The sequence below is a fragment of the Paraburkholderia sp. JPY465 genome, from assembly GCF_050436725.1.
GTDB classification, from domain to species: domain Bacteria; phylum Pseudomonadota; class Gammaproteobacteria; order Burkholderiales; family Burkholderiaceae; genus Paraburkholderia; species Paraburkholderia youngii.
In genome coordinates, this window is the sequence record NZ_JBNDMT010000002.1 from 2,526,877 (window position 1) to 2,549,338 (window position 22,462).

Sequence of the window (22,462 nt, forward strand, 5' to 3'; positions counted from 1 at the left end):
CTCGAGAACGGGTCGACTTCTTTCAAGGATAGCAGTTGGTCCCTCCGCAATTGGCCAGGAATCTCCACGTTTCGCGCCTTATTGTGATGGTTTTGCGCCCTCTGCGCCCGTTGATGCGGTCCAGACCCGTCCCGCCGGGTCTAAATGGGCTCTGCAACGTATGCAAATGAAATATCCGGGCGGAAATATGGATTCACGCGCGGCGGCGTTGCGTTCGGGCAGACAGCGGGGCGAATCTTGTGTTGTTCAGCGGCCGACACATTCACGAGTCGACCGGAAGGTTGATGAGCAGCCGCCTTAGCCACGCTCGAGGCGCCTGCGCACGGTCCCGACCAGTCTGTCGAACGGCAATGCACTGGCAGCCAGCGCGCTGGTCTCCGAAAAATGCTCGCTCACGATATCCGTCAACACTTGCCCTGGCGGCGCCTCGACCAGCACGTGCGCGCCCATTTCCTGCATCACGGTGAGCGCATCGAACCAGCGCACGGTGTAGCGCATGTTCGTCGCAAGGTCTTCGCGGATCGCGTCGGCCGTATACAACGGCCGTCCACCGCGATTGCCGATATAGATGCCGCGCGGTCTTTCAAAACGCAGCTCGCGCGAGTACGCGAGCAGTTCGTCGCTCGCATGCGCGAGCAAGTCGCAATGCGAGGGCACGCTGACCGCGAGCCGGGTGGCCTTGCGCGCGCCGGCCGCAAGTGCGCGTTCGATGAACATATCGAGCGCATCGTTTGCGCCGGCCATCACGATCTGGCGCGGCGCATTGACGTTGCCGATATACACGCGTTGCCGCAGCTCTTGCGCCTGCTGCGCGACGAGCGTTTCCACCTGCTGCTCGTTCAAGCCGGATACGGCCGCCAGACCATAGCCCGACGGGTAAGCGGTTTCCATCAGTTCGGCGCGCCGCCGCACCATCATCAAGGCATCGCGAAACGGCACCGCGCCGCTACTGACCGCTGCCGGATAAGCGCCGACCGACAGCCCCGCGCTGATTTGCGCCACCAATCCTTCATCGGCGAGCGCGCGTGTGATCGCGACGCCCGCGATCGTCAGGCCCAGTTGCACGGCGACGGTCGAATCCAGAGCGTCGAGTGAGTCGAGCGTCAGTACGTCGATGCCGAGCGTGTCCGATGCTTCAGCGAACGTGTCCTGTACCGCGCGAGGCCGCGGCAGTCGATTCAGAAAGCCTTCGCTTTGCGCACCCTGCCCGGGGAAGATAAGCGCGAGCATCAGATGGCGCCATCCTGCGCAACATCGGCCCACGGATTGGCGATCAAGCGGGGACCGCTCGCATGGCGGACCAGCACGCGCGCCTTGCCCGCAGCCCACTCCGCGAGCGCGACGCCGCCGGCGGGCGTTTCGAGTTGTGCATCGATGCGTACACCAAGACGCGCTGAGAGCGTTTGCAGTTGCTCCAGCAAAGCACCCGCGACATTCATCGCCAATGGTTCGGGCACACGGATCAACAGATCGAGATCGCTGGCTTCGCTAACGGCGGGAACGTGCGTCGCGAGTTCGAATCCCGTGCTGCCAGAAGGACCCCAAACGAATCCAGAAAGCGGACCGCTCCGGTCACGTTGCAACGAATTCAGCGCAACGAAAGAAGGCAATGCATCACGTCCGGGATCAGGTCGCGCCTGCGCCAGGGACTCCGGCGATACGGCGCCGACGATATCGTCCGCATGCGCCCACGTGCCGTAACGCTGCGCTCGCTCCGCGCCGCGCACGCCGATCGCGACGAAACCTTCGGCGGCGCGCGCGCGTCGGACGACCGCGTACGGTGCGCGTTCGAATGCTTCGCGAAGCCACGCCGGTTCGTCATCGAGCGCATCGAGCCGTCGCAAGCGCAGCAGATCATGCGGCCGCCAGCGCGGGTCGCACGACGCCGCGCAAGCGGTCGGGAAGGGCGCAGCCGCGCACACGCGCATCAGACGGCGTCCCACTGTTCGGCAAGGCGCCGCCGCACCTCGATCGACGCCGCGCGAGTCTGCCGCGCCGCCGCCGATTCCAGCCGACGCGCGAGCGTCCGATCGCCGTCGCGCGCGCTGCGGATCTGTTCGACCAGCACAGTGCGCACGCGCTCGATCTGCGCCGCGTCGGGCGCATCGGCGTCGACGCCGTCGATCAGCTGATCGAGCAGCCCCAGCTTCCCGAACGACGCCATCGAATACGACATCGGCACGATCGTCTCGCCGAGTTCGTCGAGTTCTTCGACAGTGCGGCGCGTGACGCGCGCGGCCGCTTCCTTGCCCATCGCATGGACCATCGTGCCGGGCACATCGAGCGCGACGATGCGGTTCGCCTGATAGCCGTGCGCGAGGAACGCGCCCGACATCGCCGGACCGACGATCAGCGCGATCACCGGATGCCCGGCGTCGCGTGCGCTCGCGTAGGCGTCGACGGCGGCCGCGCAGGCGAGGTGGATGCCGAGCATTTCCTCGCGATAGCCATACGCCTGGCTTTTCACGTCGACGATCGCGACGATCGGGCGGCGCGTGCCGGCGCCTCGATCGGCGTCCATGACTTCGCGCACCGCGCGCGCGAGTTGCCAGCCTTGTTCGAGCCCGACCACGTTGCTGGTCGCGCGCGGAAAGCGGTTCGCGGCATCGGGCACGACCGCGATGAAGCGCGCAGTGTCGCCGCCGAGCGGCGCATCGCCGCTCCAGACGGGCGCCGCACTCGACGATTCGCCGGCCAGTGCGTTGAACCAGCGCGCGCCGCGCGTGAGTGTCGTGTCGCTCATGGCTGCTCCTTGTTCGATATATCGCCCGCCTGCGGGTTGTACGCATCACGCATTGTCTCGGGCGTGACGCTCGCCGGATCGATCCGCGCGAGCCGCTGCAGGAAGGTGTCGACCTGCTCGCTGCGATGCGCGGCCGGCACGCCCTGCGCGAACGCGGCGAGCACGGCGGCGCGCACCGCGTCGGCATCGTCGTCGACGAGGGTATCGGCGAGCGCGCTCGCGACGCGCTGCTCGCCGCCGATCAGTTGCCACACGCGGCGGCGATCGCTCGCATCAAGTTCTTCGATACCGGCTTCCTGCTCGATCACTTCGGGTCCGTTCATGCCGAGCCGTCCCTGCTTCGTCACGATCAGATACGAGCACAGCGCGGCCGCGAGCGACATGCCGCCGAAGCAGCCGACCATCCCCGCGATCACGCCGACCACCGGCACGTGCCGGCGCAGCGCGACGATCGCCGCCTGAATCTCGGCGATGACTGCGAGCCCGAGGTTCGCTTCCTGCAACCGCACGCCGCCGGTCTCGAACAGTACGACCGGGCGCACGAGCTTGCCGCGCGCGCAGTCGCGCCGCGCCATCTCCAGCGCCGCGGCGATCTTGCTGCCCGACACTTCGCCGATGCTGCCGCCCTGGAACGCCGATTCGATCGCCGCGACCACGGCCGGTTCGCCGTCGATCGTGCCGCGCGCGATCACACAGCCGTCGTCGGCCTGGCAGACGATGCCCTGCATGGGCAGCCATGGCGACGCGATGCGGTCGAACGGTCCGAGCAGTTCGCGGAAGCTGCCCGCGTCGAGCAGCGAACGGGCGCGCTCGCGCGCGGGCAGTTCGATGAAGCTCTCGTGCAGCAGCGGGGCACGGTGAATGCTAGCGCTCGTGCTCATACGCTGTCTCCTTCCTCGGCCGCTTCGACCGCCTCCGCGAGGCGCAGCGCGACCACGCCCGGCGTCGCGCCGAAGTCGTTGATCTCGATGTTCGCGGCGCCGTCGTAGCGCGTAAAGAAGCGGTCGAGCACGCTCTTCCAGATGTGGCTGTAGCCGTCGACGCTGGTGCGCACGACCACGTGCGCAGCAAGCGCCGAGCCGCCTGCATCGGCGGCGGGCGACAGCAGCACTTCCAGATCGCCCGAGCCGACCACGCCGACGTGCGCGCGGGTCGTGACGGCGCGTTGCGCCGGATAGTCGAAGGTCAGATGTTCCATGAGGCTCAGCTCCGGCTGGCGTCGCGATGCGCCAGCATGTCGAGAAAGAGGGTGGCGGCGAGCAGATCGGCCGCGCCGCCAGGCGATGCGTTCAACGCCAGCAGTTCGCGTTCGAGCGCGTCGAGTGCGACGCGGCCCGCGGCTGTCGAACTGCCGCCCGCGCCGAGCACGCGTCGTGCGCCGCGCTGCCCCGCATGCAAGCCGGCGAGGCCCGCGCGATGCAGCAGGCAGGTGTCGTCGAGCGTGCTCATGATCGCGAGCAAGGCGTCGATCCGAGCGGTGTTTTCGTCGAGGCCGCGTGCGCGCGCCGCGCGTAACGCGGGCAGGCCGACGTCGAGCGCGTGGGGGAAGCCGTCCTGCGCTTCGCGCCGCGCGCCGCCGACCTGATAGCGTCGACGCGCGCGTTCGCCGTGGCTATCGGACGAAGCGGCGAAGCGGTCCGGGAAGCAGGCGATCTGCGCGGCCAAAGTGCAGACGCGCGAGGTATCCAGAGGGCTCGGCGCGCCGGCTCCGTGTGTACGCATCGAGGCACTCGAAGACGTTTCGAGCGCGACGCCCGCAACGAGCAGTCCGATGATCCAGATTGCGCCGCGATGCGCATTGCTGCCGCCGGTCGCCTGCAGCATGTCCTGTTCGCCCGCGCGGCCGATCTGCGCGAGTTCGGCGCGCAGCAGCGCAGACGGTTCGCCGCGGCGGCGCGCGGTGCGCGCGAGCGCGGCGAAAGTAGGTTCGAGCGCGTGCGCGGAGCGCCGCATGATCGCGAGATCGAGGTCACGATGCGCGCCGCTGCCGCGCCGGTCGACGAGCGCGGGTTTCGGCGTGAGTTCGGCCTCGTCGATCAGCGCGGTGATCGCGTCGCGCGCGAGTTGCGCGTCGGAAAACGGCGCGATCGGTGAAGTGTCACGCGCATCATTGCGCAGGACTGGAGCAAGTGGCGCGTCCAACCGTTCGAGAACAGCAGCAGCGGACGCCATCGTCACCAGCTCCGGAAGCGCGCGGGCGGCGCGTACAGTCCGCCCGACCACGTGACCAGATCGTCGATGCTGCGCGCCGCGAGCAGCGAACGCTTCGCTTCGCCGCGCCGGATGCCGAGATCTTCCGGATACGCGACGATGCCGCGCCGGCGCAACTCGGCGGTTTTCTCGGGCTTCGCGCGCAGGCCGATCGGCGTGACGCCGGCCACCGCCGCGATCGCCGCGCGCCGCTCGTCGATGCCTTCGGCCTTATGCAGATGCGCGATGCCCTCCTCGGTGACCACATGGCTCACGTCGTCGCCGTAGATCATCACCGGTGCGATCGGCATGCCGTTTTTCGCGCCGACGGCGACTGCGTCGAGTTCATCGACGAAGGTCGGCTCCCCGCCTTTCTTGTACGTTTCCGCGAGTTGCACGACGAGCTTCTGGCCGCGCGATATCGCGCCGTCGCCCTTCAACAGCTTCAGCCACGCCTCGCTCGCATGACGCCGGCCGCGCGGATCGTGGCCCATGTTCGGCGCCCCGCCGAAACCGGCGAGCCGTCCGCGCGTGACCGTCGACGAATTCGCGTCCGCGTCGATCTGCAGCGTCGAGCCGATGAACAGATCGACGCCGTATTGGCCGGCCAACTGACACAGCACGCGGTTCGAGCGCAGGCTGCCGTCGTTGCCGGTGAAGAACACATCGGGGCGCGCCTCGATATACGCCTCCATGCCGACCTCGCTGCCGAAGCAATGGATGCTGTCGACCCAGCCCGATTCGATCGCGGGGATCATCGTCGGGTGTGGATTGAGTGTCCAGTTGCGGCAGATCTTGCCTTTGAGGCCGAGCGATTCGCCGTAGGTGGGCAGCAGCAATTCGATCGCCGCAGTATCGAAACCGATGCCGTGATTGAGCGACGTGACGCCGTACGGTTCGTAGATGCCGCGTATCACCATCATCGCGGTCAGCACCTGCAAGTCGCCGATATGACGAGGATCGCGCGTGAACAGCGGCTCGACCGCGAACGGCCGGTCCGCCCGCACGACCACGTCGACCCACGAACCCGGAATGTCGACGCGCGGCAACTCGTCGACGATCTCGTTGACCTGCACGATCACGATGCCGTGATGGAATGCGGCGGCCTCGGCGATGGTCGGCGTGTCCTCGGTGTTCGGGCCGGTGTACAGATTGCCGTGACGGTCGGCCTTGTCCGCGCACAGCAGCGCGACGTGCGGCGTCAGGTCGACGAACATGCGCGCGTACAGCTCGACATACGTATAAATCGCGCCGATTTCCAGCTGGCCGTCTTCGAGCAGTTGCGCGACGCGCAGACTCTGCGGCCCCGCGAACGAGAAATCGACCTTGTGCGCGATGCCGCGCTCGAACAGCGTCAGGTGCTCAGGACGACTGATGCTCGAAATCAGCAGATGCACGTCGTGCAGCTTCTGCGGATCGACCTTCGCGAGCGAGCGCGACAGGAAGTCGGCCTGTTTCTGGTTGTCGCCTTCGAGCGCGACGCGCTCGCCGGGCTGGATCAGCGTTTCGAGCGCATCGACGATGCGGTGCGTAGGCAGCACGCCGTCTTCGAGCCACGGCGCGATGGCCGCGAGGCGGCGGTTCTTTTCGTCGCGTCGAGTCGTCCATGAGCGGGCAGTGGACCGCGATGAGGCGGCTTCGGCGAGGTGGTTCATCGGCTCGGTCATCGGTGCGGTCAGCTCCCGCTGTGGACCGCGCGGGCGTCGGCCGCGCGGCTTCGGTTGATGCGCGAGCGCTTCTTCGCGCGCGCGCTCGGTCAGGAAACGATGCAGAAGCTCGCCGGTGCCGAGCAGATGCGCGACCACCAGCGACTGCGCGGTCGCGATATCGCGGCGCTCGACGGCTTCGAGCAGCGCGGCGTGCTCACTGTCGGACTCGCCCTTGTACGACGGCAAGCCGAACTTCAGCCGCAGATAGCGTTCGCCGCGCCGGTGCAGCAAGCCGATCATGTCCTCCAGCTGCGGCCGGCCGGCGGGCGCGTAGAGACACATATGGAACGCGGCATTGCGCGTCACGTACAGCGACGGGTCCTCCTCGCGCTCGGCGGCGCTGCACAACTGCGCGGCTTCGCGCAGCGTCGCGGCGGTGTGATTCGGAATCGCGAGGCCGAGCGCGAGGCTTTCGAGCGCCGAGCGGATCTCGTAGATTTCGCGCGCTTCGTTGGCGGACAGCGGCGCGACGGTCGCGCCTTTGTGGACCGCCGCGCGCGCCCAGCCCTCGCTTTCGAGCTGGCGCAGCGCCTCGCGCACGGGAATCGCGCTGACGGAGAAATGCCGGGCGATCGCGTCCTGGCGCAATGGTGCGCCGGGCGCGAGGGTGCCGTCGACGATCGCCGCGCGCAGCGCCTCCGCAATCATGTGCGAAGTGCTTTCGCGAGGTGCCGCGGCCGGAAGAAACGAGCCGGTCACGGGCGCGTCCAGGGGAAAACCTTCAGTTGCGTCGGTCATAGTATCAAATATTATATATGAAAAGACGCGTATTTCAGCGCGGGCAAACCCGGACGGGGCCGCAACCACAATCCGGCAATTTCCCCGCGTCGTCCTCTGAATTAGTTGTACGAGGACATCGCCGATCAATCAACGTCGTCGATCCAACCCCAAGCGCGCCCGTCGTTTTTCGTTACGTTCAACCATCGTAGGCTGGAGGAGCAAGATGAATACATTGACCGACCGACGAGCGGTCGCGCGTCAGCGCACACCACTCAATCGTTCGCAGATCGCAGGGTTTTGGGGCGCGTGGGCTGGCTGGACGCTCGACGGCATGGACTCGTTCATTTACGCGCTGGTGCTCACGCCCGCGCTGACCGAGCTGCTGCCGCGTTCGGGCTTTGCGGCGACGCCGTCGAATGTCGGCCTCGCGGGATCGATCCTGTTTGCGCTGTTTCTGGTCGGTTGGGGGCTGTCGTTCATCTGGGGACCGCTTGCCGATCGCTTCGGCCGGACCAAGGTGCTCGCCGCGACGATCTTCACGTTCGCGATTTTCACCGGACTGTCCGCTACCGCGAGCAACGTTTGGGAGCTGGGGATTTTTCGCTTCATCGCGGGCGTCGGGATCGGCGGGGAATGGGCGCTCGCGGGCACCTACGTCGCCGAGGCCTGGCCCGAAGATCGTCGCAAGATGGGCGCCGGTTATCTGCAGACCGGCTACTACGCGGGCTTCTTTCTCGCGGCCGCACTCAATTACACGATCGGCGTGCACTTCGGCTGGCGCGCGATGTTCCTGACCGGCGCGGTGCCGGTCGTCGTCGCGATTCTGATTCTGCTGCGCGTGAAGGAGCCGGAGAAGTGGCAGAAGGCCGACGCAAAGACGGTGCGCGTGAAGCCGCTGCGCGAGATCATGGGGCCGGCTTACCGGCGTCGCACATGGGTCGCGTGCATTCTGCTGACGATCGCCATCATTGGCTTGTGGGCAGGCGCCGTGTACGAGCCGTCCGCGGTGATCCAGCTCGCGACGCGCGCGGGCATGTCGAAGGGCGATTCGATGCGCACGGCGTCGCTGGCTACCGGCCTGCTGTCGATCGGCACGATCCTCGGGTGTCTTGCGTTGCCGCCGCTGGCCGAGCGAATCGGCCGCAAGATGACGTTGGCGGTGTACTTCGCGGGGATGGCGGTGTCGATCGCGGCGAGCTTCGGCTGGGCGTTCTATCTGCCGAACGGGCTCGCGCCGTTCATCGCGTGGCTGTTCGTGCTGGGCTTTTTCGGCGGCAACTTCGCGTTGTTCAGCCTGTGGCTGCCCGAGCAGTTCGAAACCCGCGTACGCGCAACCGCGTTTGCGTTCTGCACGTCGTTCGGGCGCTTCGTCGGCGCGGGCGTCAACTTTCTGCTCGGCGCGGCGGTGCTGCACATGCAGACCCTCGGCGTACCGATTGCGTTGACCGCACTGGCGTTCGTGCTCGGCCTGTTCGTGATTCCGTTCGCGCCGGAGACGAAGGGCGAGACGCTGCCGCAGTGAGAACCAGGCGGGCGGCGCGCGTTACTTCGCGTGACTGCGCGCCCGCCCGGCCGGATGCAGCAGCGTCAGCAACGGCCAGCCGAGATTGACGCCGAGACTCGCGGCGACGATCAGCGCCATGCCGGCCAGTTGCGACAGCGACAGCGCACGGCCATACACGAGCGCATCCACGACGATCGCGGTCAGCGGATAAACGAACAGCAGCACCGCGATCACCGGCGTGCTGAGCTTCGGCAGCGCGCCGTAAATCAGCACGTACGACAATCCCGTGTGCAGCACGCCCATGCCGATCAGCCAGAACCACTGCATCGGCCCGATATGCGTGAGCGTCAAAGGCGCGATGAGCGGCGCGATCAGCGGCAGGCAGATCACGCCGACCGCGCATTGCATGAGCGTCAGAAGGTGCGGGCGCATTTCGCCGAGGCTTTTCGCGATCAGCGTGACGCTGGCATAGAGCAGCGAGCCGAACAGCGCTTCGCCCAAACCGATCAGATAGCTGGTGTGGCCCTGCAGATTGCCGGCCGCGATGACCCCCGACGCGAGCACGAGCCCGACGAACGCGGTCGCGATCCAGCCGAGCCGATCCGCGCCTAGCCGTTCGTTAAAGAGCGCCGCGCCGATCAGCACGACCCAGAACGGCTGCACATGAAACACGACGGTGGCAACCGCGATGCTGGTGCGATGAATCGCGTCAAAAAAGCCGACCCATTGCGTGACCATTAGTACGCCGGAAATCAGCGCGAGCACGACCGTGCGGCGTGTGAACTGCGCGCGCGTGAAAAAGCCCTTCCACGCGCAATAGGCGGCCAGCGACAGAAAGCCGAACAGACAGCGGAAGAACACGAGCGTCAGCGCATCGAGCCGCGCCTCCTCGACGAAAACGCCGATCGTGCCCATCAGCAGCCCGCCGCTCGCCAGCGTGATCGCGCCTTGTTGACGTGAGGTGAGGGACATGCGCAACGGCTCCGTTAGATCATGCCTGCGAGTATTGCGCCGCTTGCGGGCTTATCACAAACGAATTAAATTGAGCAATTCCATAAGCTCAGTTGATAAATCGTGAACCCTGAATTCGACGTCGATCTGTTGCGCAGCTTCGTCGCGGTCGTGGAGGCGGGCAGCTTCACGAAGGCGGCGGCGAGCGTGCATCGCTCGCAGGCGGCGGTGAGCATGCAGATCAAGCGGCTCGAAACAATGCTCGGCACGACGCTGTTCGCGCGCAACACGCGCAATCTGTCGCTGACGCGGCCCGGCAATACGCTGCTCGAATACGCGCGGCGCGCGCTCGCGTTGCAGGAGGAGGCGTGGTCGGCGATCGTGCGGCCCGAGGTGACCGGGCGGGTGGTGCTCGGCGCGCCGGACGACTACGTGTCGTCGCTGCTGTCTCCGGTGTTGCGGCGATTTGCGACGCTGTACCCGCGTGTCGAGATAGAGATCGTCTGCGCGCAAAGCACGGCGCTTGCGCCGATGCTCGCCGACAACAAGATCGACCTCGCATTCGTCACGCGCGACCGCAAGCTGCGCGGCGAATTCGTGCGCAGCGAGCCGATGGTGTGGGTGGGAGCGTCGGTCGATACGCCGGTGTTGAAGGCGTCGCCGTTGCCGGTGGGGTTGTACGAGCCAGGCTGCGTCGCGCGCCAGCATACGCTCGCCGCACTGGATGGCGCGCGCATCCGCTACCGCGCGGCATTCAGCAGCGCGAGCCTGATGGGACTCGTCGCGACCGTGGATGCCGGTTTGTCGGTGATCGCGCTCACGCGTTGCAGCGTGCCGCCGCGGCTCGCGATTCTCGGCGACGCGCAAGGCCTGCCGAAAATCGCGCCGCTCGAAATCGTGGTCGCGCGCAGCGCGAAATCGGATCGGCCGACCTGCGATTATCTGGCGCAGCAGATGGTGCAGGATCTGTCGTTGCGGTAGCCGAGCGTGACGCGGTCGGCAACTTCATCACCAAGGACGACGATCCGCTCAGCACGCGGCGGGCGGCATCAGAAGTTGATATTGGTCCGCACGCCGACGACGAACGTATTGCGCAGCGGCTGCGTCGGGTCGTTCGGGTTCTGGCCCGCGCCGGCGTTGAACGTGTATTGCGCGTCGGCCTGCACCTGCCACCACGGATTGATCTGGTATTGGTAGGTCGCCTCGAGCGTGGTTTCGCTGGTGCGCACGCCGTACGGGCTGCCGTTGAATGCGAGGAAGTCCCTGTCGAGTCCGTTCACGTGACCGCCGACCTTGATGTAGGTCAGCGCGAGGCCGGCGCTGTCGTTGTCACGGCCCTTGAACGGCGCCTTCAGCACGACGCCGAGGTTGGCCGCCACCTGCACGAGATTGCGATCGCCCGGCGCGCCCATCACGCGCGCGAACACGCCGAGGCTGCGTGGTTCGTCGGGGTCGGGGCGCCACACCATCTGGTCGGCGACCGCATAGAAGCTGTAGTTGCCGCTGTGATTCGCGGCGATGCCGGTCGACGCAGGATTCGCGAGCGACAGTCCCATATTGTCGAAACGCTGATCGGCGAATTTGTTGGTGTTGTACCAGACGCCGAGCTTGTAGGTGCCAGGTAGACCGCCACCGCCGGTGTCGACCCTTTCGCCTTCGGACGGCTGGTTGATCGCGTACTGCAGCTCGCCGATCCACAAGGCGCCGTTATGCAGGTTGAAGTTCGTGCCGCTCATGTTGTTCGGATTGTTGCCGAGCGGGTCCCCCGAATACACACCGGCCAGCGCGGTCAACGAAGGGGTGATCTGGCCGCGCACGCGCACGCCGAGACCCGCGAGCGGATAGGCGGGACCGCCCGACGGCAGATCGTATGAGGGCAGCGCGGGCCAGCCGAACATCGTGTTGAGGAAAAGCGCCGCATACGCGCTGGTGATGAATTCCTGGTCGAGACTCTGCTGACCGATCTTCACGTCGACGCGTTTGTTCAGGAACGACTGCTGATACCAGAGCTCCCACAGCCGCGTCGCGTTGTCGGCCTCGATGCCGCTCGCCGTATTCAACGTGCCGAGCTTGTTCGCGCTCAGGTTGGCGCCGTGAATCTGCAGCGCGCTGACGTTGAAGAGGCCGCCTTGCAGGCCGAACGCCTTTTGCGTATCCATCTGCAACGTGGCGGTGGTGAGGCCATCGTAGTCGGCGCCGCGCGCGAGACCGCCGCGCAGATTGGCCAGCACTTCGCTGGTCTCGGTCAGCGTGAAGATCATGCCGTACTTGCCAAGCCACGGACGCAGGCCGCCCATGTCGCCGAGCATTTGCTGACGATCCCAGAAGCCGGTCGACTCTTTGGTCTGCGTCGCCTCAGTGTTCAGGTCGGCTTCGGGCGCTTCCGGGTTCGCATCGGGATTGGCTTCGGCCAGCGCCGCGTGGCCGGTCAACGAGGCAGACGCGAAGACCGTACACAGTGCAACGCGCCGCATAGAAGGCAAAAGCGTACGATGAATTGCAGCGGTACGTGCTGAAGGGTCGCAAACCGGACGCGCGCCGGCGCGCAGTCCCTTGAGTTGGGCGAACTTCATCGAAATCCTTATTGGTGTTGTTTCGTCCGATGCCGAAGCAGGAAATGGCCTGATCGTACGCAGGCGACTTGCGAGAGTCAAACAAATGAGAACGATTCGCATCAATATCGCTGGCGCGTCATTCGGTGTTAACGAAAACGTAACGAAACCGAATTGACGTAGCCAGACCGAACGCGACAAAGGGCAAGTTGTCGAAGCGCACGAAGTAACCCTGAAAGTCAATGTAAGGAGTCGAAATGAGCAAGCGCATTCTTCTGGTTTCGTTGCTGGCGAGTGGCGGTCTGTTGCTGGGCGGCGCCGCGCACGCGCAGTTGAATCTGAAGCAGTTCGGTATCGGCGGGGGCGGTGACAGCTCGGCGGGTGCCGGGGCGGCGTCGGGCGGTGTGTCGCAGCTGCTGCAGAGCTATGTGGGCGCGAACCAGCAGGTGCTGAGCGGGCAGTCGAGCCTCGCGTCGGCGATGGGCATGACGAGTGCGGCCGGCCAGGCGCAGCAGGCGGCGGGGCTCCTCACCGGCGGCACGCCGTCGGTCAGCCAGTTGACGCAGGTCGGTAGCACGCAGCAGTCGCTGTCGCAGAAGCTCACCGATGCGTTTGCAAATCATGCAAGTGGCGGAGCCTCGGCGACGCCGGTCAACAAGGAAGCGTTCACCCAGGGGCTGTCGTCGCTCGGCAAGGGAGTGAGCCAGTATGCGAGCTTGCAGTCGGGGCTTGGCAGCCTGGGTCAGATGAGTCCGTCGTCGCTGCTGCAATCGGGCCTCAATCCGCAGACCGCGCAAAGCGCTTCGTATATCGCGCAGTCGGCGCCGGGGCAGTTGCAGTCGCTGATGTCGACGCTGAGCTCGGCCGTGCAGTTCGCGTCGAGCCACGGCATTACGGTGCCGTCGATCGCGACGTCGGCGTTGAAGGGAATGTAGGCGCGTTTCGCTTCGCCCAGCGCGGTCGATTCAGCGCCGAAAGCCGCTATGATCGCGTCGAACCCGCAACTCAACTGGAATTCCGCCGATGTCCCACGCCGTCAATCTGGAAAACTACTTCGCCCGCATCGGCTATCAGGGCCCGCGCGCCGCCACGCTCGACGTGCTGCGGTCGATTCACCGGCTCCATCCCGCCGCGATTCCGTTCGAGAACCTGAACCCGCTGACACGCCAGCCGGTCAGGCTCGAGCTCGAAGCGATCGAACGCAAGCTCGTGACCCAAAAGCGCGGTGGCTACTGCTTCGAGCAGAACATTCTGCTCGCGAACGTGCTGGTGCAACTCGGCTTCAAGGTCACGCCGATGCTTGCGCGCGTCGTATGGGGCCGCGAGCCCGGCACGATCTCGCCGCGCACGCACATGGTGCTGCGCGTCGAGATCGACGGCGACGAATGGATCGCCGACGTCGGCTTCGGCGGCGTGACGCTGACCGCGCCGCTGCGCCTGACCGCCGGCCTTGCGCAACCAATTCCGCTCGGCACGTTCCGTCTCGCCGACGCGGGGCACGACACCGTGTATCTCGAGGTGCTGGCGCCGAACGAGAGCTGGTCGCGCGTCTATCACGTCGATCTGCGCGCGGTCGAGTGGGTCGACTATGAACTCTCGAACTGGTACACGTCGACGTCGCCCGATTCGAAGTTCGTGAATAACCTGCTGGCGTGCCGCGTGCTACCCGAACTGCGCCTCGCGCTATTCAACGATCAGTTGAACGAGCGTGACGCGCAAGGGCAGATCGTTAGCGAACGGCGCCTCGCGAGTGCCGCCGAACTCGCCGACTGCCTGCGCGAGCGCTTCGGCTTGAACCTGGAGGACATCGATATCGCCGCCGTGTTCGAGCGCGTGCGCACGCGTGATGCGGCCGCATAAGCCGAGCCGATGAAGGAGCCGCGATGGTCGCACGTATGATCCTGCAATCGCTGGCCTGGCTGGCGTTCATGGGCGTGCTGCTGTTCGGCGCGGCCGGCACGCTCGCGTGGCCGGCCGCGTGGTGGTATCTGCTGGAGCTCGCGGTGTTGAGCCTGTGGCTCGGCTCGTGGCTCGCGCGTCATGATCCCGCGCTGCTCGCGGAGCGGCTCGCGCCGCTCGTGCAGGCGCAGCAGAGCCGCTGGGATCGTGTGTTCATGGTCGCGATCGGAGCCGCGTGGTGCGGCTGGCTGATCCTGATGGGCTTCGACGCGATGCGGTTTCGCTGGTCCGCGCCGCCGCCTTTGTGGCTGATGGGCTTCGGCGCGCTATGCGTGTTCCTGTGCATCTTCATGTGCCGCTTCGTGTTTCGCGCGAACAGCTACGCCGCGCCGGTGGTCAAGGTTCAGGCGAGCCGCGGGCACAAGGTCGCCGACAGCGGGCCTTACGCGTACGTCCGTCATCCGATGTACGCGGCCGCGCTGGTGTTCTTCATCGGCACGCCGCTGATGCTCGGCTCCTGGTGGGGGCTCGTGGCGCTGCCCGTGATGGCGTACGGCATGGGCTGGCGCGCGGTGCGCGAGGAGCGGCTGCTCACCGAGCAGCTCGACGGCTATACGGCGTACCTGCAACGCGTGCGTTACCGTTTAGTGCCGTTCATCTGGTAGCGCGTCCGGGTGGTCTCGCCGCCGTCGAAGCGGGTAAGATGGCTCCCGGCCGCCGGAGAACCGGCCACGGTGTACCTGATGTAACACCGGCGAACCACCGACGAGGTTTGGAGTGAAAACAACTACACAGGCGCGCATCGCGCCCGCCGCACAGACCGAGCAGAACCAGGACGCCGCCGATCGCAACCGCGACACGCCGGTCAAGGCGATGCCCGCCTACGAGCAGATCAAACGCTACGTGCTCAAGCGCATCAGCGAGGGCGCATGGAAGCCGGGCGGACTGATTCCTTCCGAAACGGAGCTGGTCAAGGAGTTCGGCGTCGCGCGCATGACGGTGTCGCGCGCGCTGCGCGAGCTGACCGCCGAGCGCGTGCTCACGCGCGTGCAAGGCTCGGGCACCTTCGTCGCGCCGCAGCGGTATGAATCGACGGTGCTGGAGATCCGCAATATCGCCGATGAAATCGCCGCACGCGGTCATCGTCATTCGGCGCGCGTGCTCACGCTCGAACCGAGCGACGACGCCGATGCGCTCGAAGCGCTCGGTCTCGCGAGCGGTCCCGCGTTTCATTCGTGCATCGTGCACAGCGAGGAGGGCGAGCCGATCCAGTACGAGGACCGTTACGTCAATCCGAAGGTGTTCCCCGAGTATCTGCAGCAGGACTTCTCGGTCGAAACGCCGAATCACTACATGGTGCGGCTCGCGCCGGTGCAGCGCGCCGAGTTCCGCATCTATGCGCAGAAGCCAGACGCCTATGTGCGGCGTCATCTGATGATGGATATCGGCGAGCCGTGTCTGCTGCTGTGGCGGCGCACGTGGGTCGGCGAAAACGTCGCGACGTCGGTGCGGCTATGGCATCCGGCGTCGCGGTTTCATCTGGCGGGGACCGTGTAGCCCGGTTTCCGAAGCGCGCTTCATCCCTGGCGCTGCGACGTATTCGGCGAAAAGCGGCAGCCGAGCCGGTAGCGCGAACCCGGATGCACGAAACGCGCGAACGTCACCGCGACGCCGCTCGTCCACGTGCGGCGCGTCAGCGTCAGGCACGGTTCCTCCGCGTGAATTTCGAGCAGCTCGGCTTCCGCGGGCGTCGGCAGCGCGGCGTCCACCACGTGTTCGAGATCGTGCATCGGCACAGCCGTCAGCAGATACTCGGACGGCTTCAGCGCCGAAAAATCGTGCTGCAGAAAATCCGGTGCGACGGCCGGATTCACATAGCGATCTTCGAGCTGCACCGGCAGGCCGTTCTCGCGATGCACGCAGATCACATGAAACACCGAAGCGCCCGGCGCCAGTCCCAATGCGTTCGACACCGTGACCGACGCGGTCTCGCGCTGCAATAGCACCATGTCGCAACGATATGCGTGGCCGCGCGAGCGGATCTCGTCGCCGATATGGGCGATCATCAATAGCGTGGATTGCGGCTTGTTCGGCGCGACGAAAGTACCGACGCCCGATACGCGCGTGACGAGCCCCGCGTCGGCGAGCTCGCGCAACGCGCGGTTGACCGTCATCCGCGATACGCCGAGCGTCCCGACGAGATCGAGTTCAGAAGGCAGACGATCGCCCGCCTGGCGTTCGCCCGAGACGATGATCTGGCGGATGTGCTGCTTGACCTGCTCGTAGCGCGCAGCGGGCGCCTCCTCACTGCCGCGCGCGGTTCTGGCCGCGGCGCGGGCCGCGCTGGCGGAGAATTTGCCGTGAGGTTTGTTGCGAGCGGTGGTGCTCATAGCGGCTGGCTGTCGTCGGGGCCGCGCGTCCAGAACGCATTGCGGTCGAAATAGTTTTGCAGAAACTGCCGCAGACGCGGCTGCGCGGCATCGTGAAACACGTCGCGCGGCTTGCCCTGCACGGCAATGCGGCCCTCGTCGATGAACATGACCTTGTCGGCGACCTGTGCGGCGAAGCCCATTTCGTGCGTGACCACCGCCATCGTCATGCCGTCGCGCGCGAGCTGCTTCATCACCTGCAGCACTTCGCCGACGAGCTCCGGATCGAGCGCCGAAGTCGGTTCGTCGAACAGCATGATGTGCGGCTCCATCGCGAGCGCGCGCGCAATCGCGACGCGCTGCTGCTGACCGCCCGACAGCTTCGCCGGATACGCATCGCCCTTGTGCGCGAGGCCGACCGTCTCGAGCATCGCGTTCGCGCGGCGGCGCGCTTCGTCGTTCGACAGGTGCCGCACGCGCAGCAGCGCTTCCATCACGTTGCCGAGCGCGCTCATGTGCGGCCACAGGTTGAACTGCTGGAACACCATGCCGACGTTGCGGCGCACGCGGTTGATCTCGCCATGCGACGCGCGCACGCGTTTGCCGTTGCGCTCGGTATAGCCGAGCAGTTCGCCTTCGATGCGCACGTCGCCGTGATCGTAGGTTTCGAGCGCGGCGAGGCAGCGCAGCAGCGTGCTCTTGCCCGAGCCCGACGGCCCGATGATGCAGACCACTTCCGAGCGCGCGATCTCGAGATCGATGCCGCGCAGCACCTCGACATCGCCGAAGCGTTTGCGCAGATCGCGCACTTCGATCAGCGGCGCGGCATTCGATGCGTTCGCCGTGGCGCTGGCGGACGGCGCGGAAGATTGCGCGGGGGAGTGCATGTCGGCGATGGCGTTCATAGGGGTCCCGGAATCATGCCATGAAGCGTGCGAGGCGGGCTTCGGCCCACATGCCCGCGCGCGAGGTCAGCTCGACCAGCGCGAGATAGCACACGCACAGCACCAGCAGCGTTTCGACGAAAGCGAAAGTGGCCGAGCCGATGCCGGTCAGCACGAACGTCAGTTCGGGGACGGTGACGATCGACAGCACGGCCGTTTCCTTGCTCAGCACGATGATCAGATTGGTCAGCGCGGGCACGATCAGCACCAGCATTTGCGGCGCCTGGATGCGTACGATCGCCTGCCAGCGCGTGAGGCCGAGACACGACGCCGCTTCGAGATGGCCTTTGGGCACCGACTGGAAGCCGGAACGGAACGCCTCGGCGAAATACGCACTGCCGTAAAGACCCAGCCCGACGATGCCGGCCGTCATCGGTTCGAGCGTGAGGCCGATCGACGGGCCGCCGTAGTACAGCAGAAACAGCTGCACCAGAAACGGCGTGCCGCGCAACAGTTCGATATAGACGCGCAGCGCGGCGCGCAGCCAGCGTCCGCAGAACAGTTGCAGCACCGCGATCAGGAAGCCGATCACGAGACCGATCGCGACGCCCGCGGCCCAGCTGCCGAGCGTCGTCGCGAGGCCCGCGGCGATCGGCTGCAGGTTGTGCGTGATGACGGTCGGATCGAACGTTTGCATGGCGAGGTTGGCTTAAACGTGAGTCGATTCAGGTGTGCTGCAAACGGTGCTCGGCCGCATGCGCGACGAGCGCGAGCGAACCGCAGATCACGAAGTAGATGAGCCCGGCCGCGACATACGCTTCGAGCGGCCGGTAAGTGCTCGCGGCGATGTTCTGCGCGGTGCGCGTCAACTCGGCGACGCCGACCACCGAGATCAGCGAAGAAGCCTTGATCAGCAGCACCATTTCGTTGACGAGCGACGGCAGCGTCAAACGGAATGCTTGCGGCACCAGAATGCGCCGTAGCGTATCGAGCCGGGAGAGCCCTAGCATGCGCGCGGCTTCGAGATGTCCGGGCGGAATGCTCAGAAAGCCGCCGCGCAGAATCTCGGCAATATACGAGGCCGAGCACAACGACACCGCGCTGATCGCAGCGACGATCGGCGACACGTTGATGCCGGCGAACGGCAATAGGTAGTACACGAGCAGCAACTGCACGAGCATCGGCACGCCGCGAAAGAAGAATACATAGGCGCCGCCCGCGAGCCGCGCGGCGCGATGCTGCGACAGCCGCGCGGTGCATACGCCGATACCGACGAAGAAGCCGATCACGAGCCCCGTCAGCGAAATGCCGACGGTGGCGAGCGCCGCGTGCAGCAGCAGCGGCAGGCCCTGAACGAAGACGGTCGTGTTGAACATGGATCGCGGCCGGTGGAACGGGAAGGGCGATGCGTGGCGCCGACGCTAAGGACGCTCAGTAGTTCGGCGTGGGCATCGTGGAAGGCATCTCCATCGCGACACCGAACCACTTCTTCTGCAACGCGGCGAGGCGGCCATCCTTCTGCATCTTCACGAGCGCGGCATTGAACGCGTCGGCGAGCGGCTTGCTGTCGGCGTCCTTACGCAATGCGTATGCGAAGTACACCTTCGCGCCGAACGGCGGCTGCACGACCGCGAACATCTCGGGGCGCTGCTTGGCGACATACGCGATGTTGGTCATCGAGTTCGCGACCGCGGCGATGCGGCCTGCCGCGAGGTCCGCGTAAGCCTGATTGTTGTCGACGTACTCGCGGATTTCCGGCGGCTTCGGCAGCGTGGCCGCGTAGCTCTTCAGCTGATCGAGCTGCGCGGAGCCCTTGCCCGCGCCGATCGTTTTGCCCGCGCTATCCGCCGATTGCTTGATCGACGCATCGTTCGCGCGCTTGAGCAGCGCGTCGGTCGCATCGGCGACGGGCAGCGTGTACGTGTAGCGTTCCATGCGCGCCTTCGTGACCGTCAACGGGCCGCCGACCATATCGAACTTGCCCGCTTCGAGACCGGGCAGCACGCTCGGCCACGGCAGATCGATGAAGCGCACCTTGACGCCGATTTCCTTGCCGATCTCCGCGAACAGGTCTTTGTTGAAGCCGGCCTGCTGACCGTTCTCGAGGAAGTCGAACGGCGCGAACTGCATTTCGGTGCCAACCACCAGTTCGCCGGCTTTCTTCACTTTGGCGAGCTGGTCTTCGGCGTGCGCTGCGACGCTTGCCGCGCACAGCGCCAGCACGACCAGACCACATTTCCAGCCTGCAAGGATACGCCTGGGGTTCTCCGGGGGCGAATTGGTGTTGGGTGGCCGGCGTGTCGAAGTCTTCGTTGTGGACCCGCCGCGCCGACGCCAGGTGCGGGCCCTGCTGGGCAGTATATACTGCGTTTCCGGCGAAAAATAAATGCTCGCGCGAGTAGAGAAAAGCCCTGATATTGAGGTGCGCGAAGCAACTTGCAGCACTGCTTTTGGCGGTATATACCACTGCAATACCGATCCCTCGAAGGAGCAGCGCGATGCCCGCGACCCGCATTCCGATCATCGATGTCGCCGGCGTGCGCGCGGGCGATCAGCAGGCGCTGCGACGCGTCGCGAAGGAAATTCATGAAGCGTGTACGACGATCGGTTTTTTCTACATCGTCAATCACGGCGTGCCGCAAGCGACGATCGATGCCGCCGCGCAAGCCGCGCGCACCTTCTTCGCGTTTCCGGTCGACACGAAACGACGCGCGGCGGTCAATCATCGGCATCGCGGTTTCAATGCGCTCGGCGACGCGACGATGTACCAGGCCAAGCGCCCCGACTACAAGGAATTCTTCAGCATCGGCCTCGAACTGCCGGAAGACGATCCCGACGTGCTGGCGGGGCAGGCATTACGTGGGCCGAACAACTGGCCGGATTTCATGCCCGGGTTGCGGCCGGTGCTGTATGACTATTACAAGGCGGTCGGCGCGTGCGGCGCCGATCTGCTGCGCGCGGTCGCGGTGAGTCTCGGTATCGAAGAAAATTTCTTCGTGCCGCGCTACACGAAGCGCATGCAGCGCACGCAAATGGTCTACTACCCGCCACAGCCGCCGCAATCGGATGAAGATCAGTTCGGCGTCGCGCCGCATACCGACTACGGCTGCATCACCTTGCTGTGGCAGGATCAGGTCGGCGGCCTGCAGGTGCGCGAAATCGCCAACGATACGTGGGTCGAGGCGCCGCCCGTCGAAGGCAGCTTCGTCGTGAACGTCGGCGATCTGCTCGCACGCTGGACCAACGATCGCTTTCGCTCGACGCTGCATCGCGTGATCAATGCATCGGGGCGCGAGCGCTATTCGATCGCGACGTTCTACGATCCGACCTATGGCGCGCTCGTCGATCCCCGTGAGCTCGGCGCGAGCGACGCACAAAGCAAATATCAGCCGGTCGCCGCGGGCGACTATATCCTCGGCCGCATCAACGATTCGATGGGCTATCGCAAGAAACTCGCCGCTACGGCACAGTAAGGAAATCCTGCATGACAGAGCAGAGCATCACCGAAGAGAAGAAGACCCCGATCGCAAGCGCGACCGCGCCGCTCGCGTCGACACTCGAAGCGTTGCGCGCCGCGCTCGGCGCCGACGCGGTGCGCGTCGGCGAACAGATCGGCGAACACGCGATGACCGACTGGACGCGCCACCAGCCGACGCGTCCGGCGGCGCTGCTGCTGCCGCGCACGACCGACGAGGTATCGCGCGCACTTGCGATCTGCCACGCCGCGCATCAGCCGGTGGTGCCACAAGGCGGCATGACTGGACTCGCGGGCGGCGCGATCGCGCGCGCCAACGATGTCGCGTTGTCGCTGGAACGTTTGAGCGGCGTCGAAGAACTCGACGCGGCGTCGGCTACCTTGACCGTGCGTGCCGGCACCACGTTGCAGGCCGCACAGGAAGCCGCCGAGCAAGCGGGCTTCGAACTCGCGCTCGATCTCGGCGCGCGCGGCTCATGCCAGATCGGCGGCAATCTGGCGACCAACGCGGGCGGCAATCGCGTGATCCAGTCCGGCACCGCGCGCGATCAGGTGCTCGGTCTCGAAGTGGTGCTCGCGAATGGCGACGTCCTCAGTTCGCTCGGCAAGATGGTCAAGAACAACACCGGCTATGACCTGAAGCACTGGTTCATCGGTTCGGAGGGCACGCTCGGCGTGATCACCCGCGCGGTGTTGCGGCTGCATCCGCGACGCGCGGCGCGTCATACGGCGCTCGTCGCGTTGAACGACTACGATGCCGCGGTGAGCCTGCTGCGCCGTCTCGCGACGCGCTTCGGCAACGACATCGGCGCGTTCGAGATCATGTGGCCGGACTTCTACGATTTCGGCGTGAAGCTGACCGGCGCGCGCTCGCCGTTCGACGCCGCACATCCGCTCTATGCATTGATCGAGCACGCGGGTTTCAATGCCGACGACGCTGGCGAACGTTTTGCGCAAGCGCTGACCGCGCAATCGGTTGCCGATGCGCGCGCGCTATGGGCGATCCGCGAGTGCACCGCGGAGTTTCCGCTCAAGCTCGATCCGATCAACTTCGACGTGAGTCTGCCGATCGGCGAGATCGGCACGTTCGTCGACGGTTGCCGCGCGGCGCTCGATCAGCGCTGGCCCGGCAACCAAGCGTATTTCTTCGGGCATATCGGCGACTCGAATCTGCATCTGACCGTCGATGGCCATTCGATCCCCGGCGTCGATCATCACGCGGTCTATGCGTTCGTCTACGAGATGCTGGGGCCGTTGCGCGGGTCGGTGTCGGCCGAGCATGGCATCGGTTCGCTCAAGCGCGAGTTCCTGCCGATTTCACGCTCGCCAGCCGAGCTCGCCGCGATGGTCGCGATCAAGCATGCGCTCGATCCGCACGGCATCCTGAATCCCGGCAAGCTGTTCTGATGCTGACGCAGGCGGCGCGTGTGCCGCCTGATTGGTCGAGCCGCTTGAACATCGCGCTG

General features: G+C 65.8%; 22 protein-coding genes and 1 pseudogene. 8 read left to right on the plus strand and 15 right to left on the minus strand.

Annotated features, from left to right (window positions below):
• Positions 1-297 precede the first annotated feature (297 nt).
• The 8 genes and pseudogenes from mdcH to QFZ94_RS13790 all read right to left on the minus strand — a co-directional run.
• Positions 298-1,230 (minus strand): malonate decarboxylase subunit epsilon, encoded by a 933-nt coding sequence (mdcH, locus tag QFZ94_RS13755; protein WP_429457498.1) that lies wholly within the window; start codon positions 1,228-1,230, stop codon positions 298-300.
• Positions 1,230-1,928 (minus strand): malonate decarboxylase holo-ACP synthase, encoded by a 699-nt coding sequence (locus tag QFZ94_RS13760; protein WP_429457500.1) that lies wholly within the window; start codon positions 1,926-1,928, stop codon positions 1,230-1,232. Before QFZ94_RS13760 ends, mdcH begins: the two co-directional genes overlap by 1 nt.
• Positions 1,928-2,743 carry a biotin-independent malonate decarboxylase subunit gamma gene (gene mdcE / locus QFZ94_RS13765; RefSeq protein WP_429457502.1) on the minus strand — a complete coding sequence of 272 codons (816 nt, stop codon included), beginning with the start codon at positions 2,741-2,743 and terminating at the stop codon, positions 1,928-1,930. Before mdcE ends, QFZ94_RS13760 begins: the two co-directional genes overlap by 1 nt.
• Entirely contained in the window at positions 2,740-3,624 is an 885-nt protein-coding gene (locus QFZ94_RS13770) for a biotin-independent malonate decarboxylase subunit beta (RefSeq protein ID WP_410849958.1), read from the minus strand. Before QFZ94_RS13770 ends, mdcE begins: the two co-directional genes overlap by 4 nt.
• Complete coding sequence (locus QFZ94_RS13775) at positions 3,621-3,941, minus strand: malonate decarboxylase subunit delta (protein WP_176123180.1); 321 nt, start codon at positions 3,939-3,941, stop codon at positions 3,621-3,623. Before QFZ94_RS13775 ends, QFZ94_RS13770 begins: the two co-directional genes overlap by 4 nt.
• Positions 3,942-3,946: 5 nt before the next feature.
• A complete protein-coding gene (locus tag QFZ94_RS13780; protein WP_429457504.1) occupies positions 3,947-4,915 on the minus strand; it encodes a triphosphoribosyl-dephospho-CoA synthase in 969 nt (322 codons plus the stop codon).
• Between the two features lie 2 nt (positions 4,916-4,917).
• Positions 4,918-6,588 (minus strand): malonate decarboxylase subunit alpha, encoded by a 1,671-nt coding sequence (gene mdcA / locus QFZ94_RS13785; protein WP_429457784.1) that lies wholly within the window; start codon positions 6,586-6,588, stop codon positions 4,918-4,920.
• A gap of 147 nt (positions 6,589-6,735) precedes the next feature.
• Positions 6,736-7,380, minus strand: a pseudogene (locus QFZ94_RS13790) (GntR family transcriptional regulator); the annotation flags it as partial.
• A gap of 205 nt (positions 7,381-7,585) precedes the next feature.
• On the opposite strand from QFZ94_RS13790, the gene QFZ94_RS13795 reads away from it, so the two are divergent.
• A complete protein-coding gene (locus tag QFZ94_RS13795; protein WP_410849957.1) occupies positions 7,586-8,884 on the plus strand; it encodes an MFS transporter in 1,299 nt (432 codons plus the stop codon).
• Between the two features lie 21 nt (positions 8,885-8,905).
• On the opposite strand, the gene QFZ94_RS13800 is transcribed toward QFZ94_RS13795, so the two are convergent.
• Entirely contained in the window at positions 8,906-9,838 is a 933-nt protein-coding gene (locus QFZ94_RS13800) for a DMT family transporter (RefSeq protein WP_368585290.1), read from the minus strand.
• A 102-nt stretch (positions 9,839-9,940) separates the two neighbouring features.
• Between QFZ94_RS13800 and QFZ94_RS13805 the strand changes: the two genes are divergently transcribed.
• Positions 9,941-10,798, plus strand: coding sequence for a LysR family transcriptional regulator (locus tag QFZ94_RS13805; protein WP_176368242.1), 858 nt, complete (start codon positions 9,941-9,943; stop codon positions 10,796-10,798).
• 68 nt (positions 10,799-10,866) lie between these two features.
• Here the strand turns inward: QFZ94_RS13805 and QFZ94_RS13810 are convergent, their stop codons facing one another.
• A complete protein-coding gene (locus QFZ94_RS13810; protein ID WP_429457507.1) occupies positions 10,867-12,390 on the minus strand; it encodes a carbohydrate porin in 1,524 nt (507 codons plus the stop codon).
• Between the two features lie 236 nt (positions 12,391-12,626).
• Between QFZ94_RS13810 and QFZ94_RS13815 the strand changes: the two genes are divergently transcribed.
• The 4 genes from QFZ94_RS13815 (at position 12,627) to hutC (QFZ94_RS13830) (ending at position 15,825) form a co-directional block, all read left to right on the plus strand.
• On the plus strand, positions 12,627-13,304 hold the full coding sequence (locus QFZ94_RS13815; RefSeq protein ID WP_429457509.1) for a hypothetical protein: 678 nt from the start codon (positions 12,627-12,629) through the stop codon (positions 13,302-13,304).
• An 88-nt stretch (positions 13,305-13,392) separates the two neighbouring features.
• On the plus strand, positions 13,393-14,229 hold the full coding sequence (locus QFZ94_RS13820; protein ID WP_429457511.1) for an arylamine N-acetyltransferase family protein: 837 nt from the start codon (positions 13,393-13,395) through the stop codon (positions 14,227-14,229).
• A 23-nt stretch (positions 14,230-14,252) separates the two neighbouring features.
• Complete coding sequence (locus QFZ94_RS13825; RefSeq protein WP_429457513.1) at positions 14,253-14,933, plus strand: methyltransferase family protein; 681 nt, start codon at positions 14,253-14,255, stop codon at positions 14,931-14,933.
• A 112-nt stretch (positions 14,934-15,045) separates the two neighbouring features.
• Complete coding sequence (gene hutC, locus QFZ94_RS13830; RefSeq protein WP_368585295.1) at positions 15,046-15,825, plus strand: histidine utilization repressor; 780 nt, start codon at positions 15,046-15,048, stop codon at positions 15,823-15,825.
• Positions 15,826-15,845: 20 nt separating this feature from the next.
• Here hutC (QFZ94_RS13830) and hutC (QFZ94_RS13835) read toward each other — a convergent pair whose 3' ends face one another.
• Genes hutC (QFZ94_RS13835) through QFZ94_RS13855 form a run of 5 tightly spaced genes read right to left on the minus strand, consistent with a single transcriptional unit; the run spans position 15,846 to position 19,774 of the window.
• The gene (hutC, locus tag QFZ94_RS13835) at positions 15,846-16,658 is read right to left on the minus strand and encodes a histidine utilization repressor (protein ID WP_368585296.1); all 813 of its coding nucleotides are present in this window, start codon (positions 16,656-16,658) and stop codon (positions 15,846-15,848) included.
• Positions 16,655-17,542: an amino acid ABC transporter ATP-binding protein gene (locus QFZ94_RS13840; RefSeq protein ID WP_429457516.1), complete on the minus strand. Its 888-nt coding sequence runs from the start codon at positions 17,540-17,542 to the stop codon at positions 16,655-16,657. Before QFZ94_RS13840 ends, hutC (QFZ94_RS13835) begins: the two co-directional genes overlap by 4 nt.
• A gap of 13 nt (positions 17,543-17,555) precedes the next feature.
• Positions 17,556-18,218 (minus strand): amino acid ABC transporter permease, encoded by a 663-nt coding sequence (locus QFZ94_RS13845; protein WP_368585298.1) that lies wholly within the window; start codon positions 18,216-18,218, stop codon positions 17,556-17,558.
• Between the two features lie 28 nt (positions 18,219-18,246).
• A complete protein-coding gene (locus QFZ94_RS13850; RefSeq protein WP_368585299.1) occupies positions 18,247-18,897 on the minus strand; it encodes an amino acid ABC transporter permease in 651 nt (216 codons plus the stop codon).
• A 55-nt stretch (positions 18,898-18,952) separates the two neighbouring features.
• A complete protein-coding gene (locus tag QFZ94_RS13855; protein ID WP_429457786.1) occupies positions 18,953-19,774 on the minus strand; it encodes a transporter substrate-binding domain-containing protein in 822 nt (273 codons plus the stop codon).
• 245 nt (positions 19,775-20,019) lie between these two features.
• Here QFZ94_RS13855 and QFZ94_RS13860 point away from each other — a divergent pair, with 245 nt between their 5' ends.
• Complete coding sequence (locus QFZ94_RS13860; protein WP_429457518.1) at positions 20,020-20,994, plus strand: isopenicillin N synthase family dioxygenase; 975 nt, start codon at positions 20,020-20,022, stop codon at positions 20,992-20,994.
• Between the two features lie 11 nt (positions 20,995-21,005).
• Positions 21,006-22,403 (plus strand): FAD-binding oxidoreductase, encoded by a 1,398-nt coding sequence (locus QFZ94_RS13865; protein WP_429457520.1) that lies wholly within the window; start codon positions 21,006-21,008, stop codon positions 22,401-22,403.
• Positions 22,404-22,462: the final 59 nt, after the last annotated feature.

Coding starts and splice junctions, on each gene's coding strand:
- hutC (WP_368585296.1), bottom strand. CDS start 16,658: ATGAGCACCACCGCTCGCAACAAACCTCACGGCAAATTCTCCGCCAGC.
- QFZ94_RS13820 (WP_429457511.1), top strand. CDS start 13,393: ATGTCCCACGCCGTCAATCTGGAAAACTACTTCGCCCGCATCGGCTAT.
- QFZ94_RS13760 (WP_429457500.1), bottom strand. CDS start 1,928: ATGCGCGTGTGCGCGGCTGCGCCCTTCCCGACCGCTTGCGCGGCGTCG.
- QFZ94_RS13775 (WP_176123180.1), bottom strand. CDS start 3,941: ATGGAACATCTGACCTTCGACTATCCGGCGCAACGCGCCGTCACGACC.
- QFZ94_RS13860 (WP_429457518.1), top strand. CDS start 20,020: ATGCCCGCGACCCGCATTCCGATCATCGATGTCGCCGGCGTGCGCGCG.
- QFZ94_RS13770 (WP_410849958.1), bottom strand. CDS start 3,624: ATGAGCACGAGCGCTAGCATTCACCGTGCCCCGCTGCTGCACGAGAGC.
- mdcE (WP_429457502.1), bottom strand. CDS start 2,743: ATGAGCGACACGACACTCACGCGCGGCGCGCGCTGGTTCAACGCACTG.
- QFZ94_RS13840 (WP_429457516.1), bottom strand. CDS start 17,542: ATGAACGCCATCGCCGACATGCACTCCCCCGCGCAATCTTCCGCGCCG.
- QFZ94_RS13800 (WP_368585290.1), bottom strand. CDS start 9,838: ATGTCCCTCACCTCACGTCAACAAGGCGCGATCACGCTGGCGAGCGGC.
- QFZ94_RS13865 (WP_429457520.1), top strand. CDS start 21,006: ATGACAGAGCAGAGCATCACCGAAGAGAAGAAGACCCCGATCGCAAGC.
- QFZ94_RS13825 (WP_429457513.1), top strand. CDS start 14,253: ATGGTCGCACGTATGATCCTGCAATCGCTGGCCTGGCTGGCGTTCATG.
- QFZ94_RS13815 (WP_429457509.1), top strand. CDS start 12,627: ATGAGCAAGCGCATTCTTCTGGTTTCGTTGCTGGCGAGTGGCGGTCTG.
- mdcH (WP_429457498.1), bottom strand. CDS start 1,230: ATGCTCGCGCTTATCTTCCCCGGGCAGGGTGCGCAAAGCGAAGGCTTT.
- QFZ94_RS13795 (WP_410849957.1), top strand. CDS start 7,586: ATGAATACATTGACCGACCGACGAGCGGTCGCGCGTCAGCGCACACCA.
- QFZ94_RS13780 (WP_429457504.1), bottom strand. CDS start 4,915: ATGGCGTCCGCTGCTGCTGTTCTCGAACGGTTGGACGCGCCACTTGCT.
- mdcA (WP_429457784.1), bottom strand. CDS start 6,588: ATGAACCACCTCGCCGAAGCCGCCTCATCGCGGTCCACTGCCCGCTCA.
- QFZ94_RS13810 (WP_429457507.1), bottom strand. CDS start 12,390: ATGAAGTTCGCCCAACTCAAGGGACTGCGCGCCGGCGCGCGTCCGGTT.
- QFZ94_RS13850 (WP_368585299.1), bottom strand. CDS start 18,897: ATGTTCAACACGACCGTCTTCGTTCAGGGCCTGCCGCTGCTGCTGCAC.
- QFZ94_RS13845 (WP_368585298.1), bottom strand. CDS start 18,218: ATGCAAACGTTCGATCCGACCGTCATCACGCACAACCTGCAGCCGATC.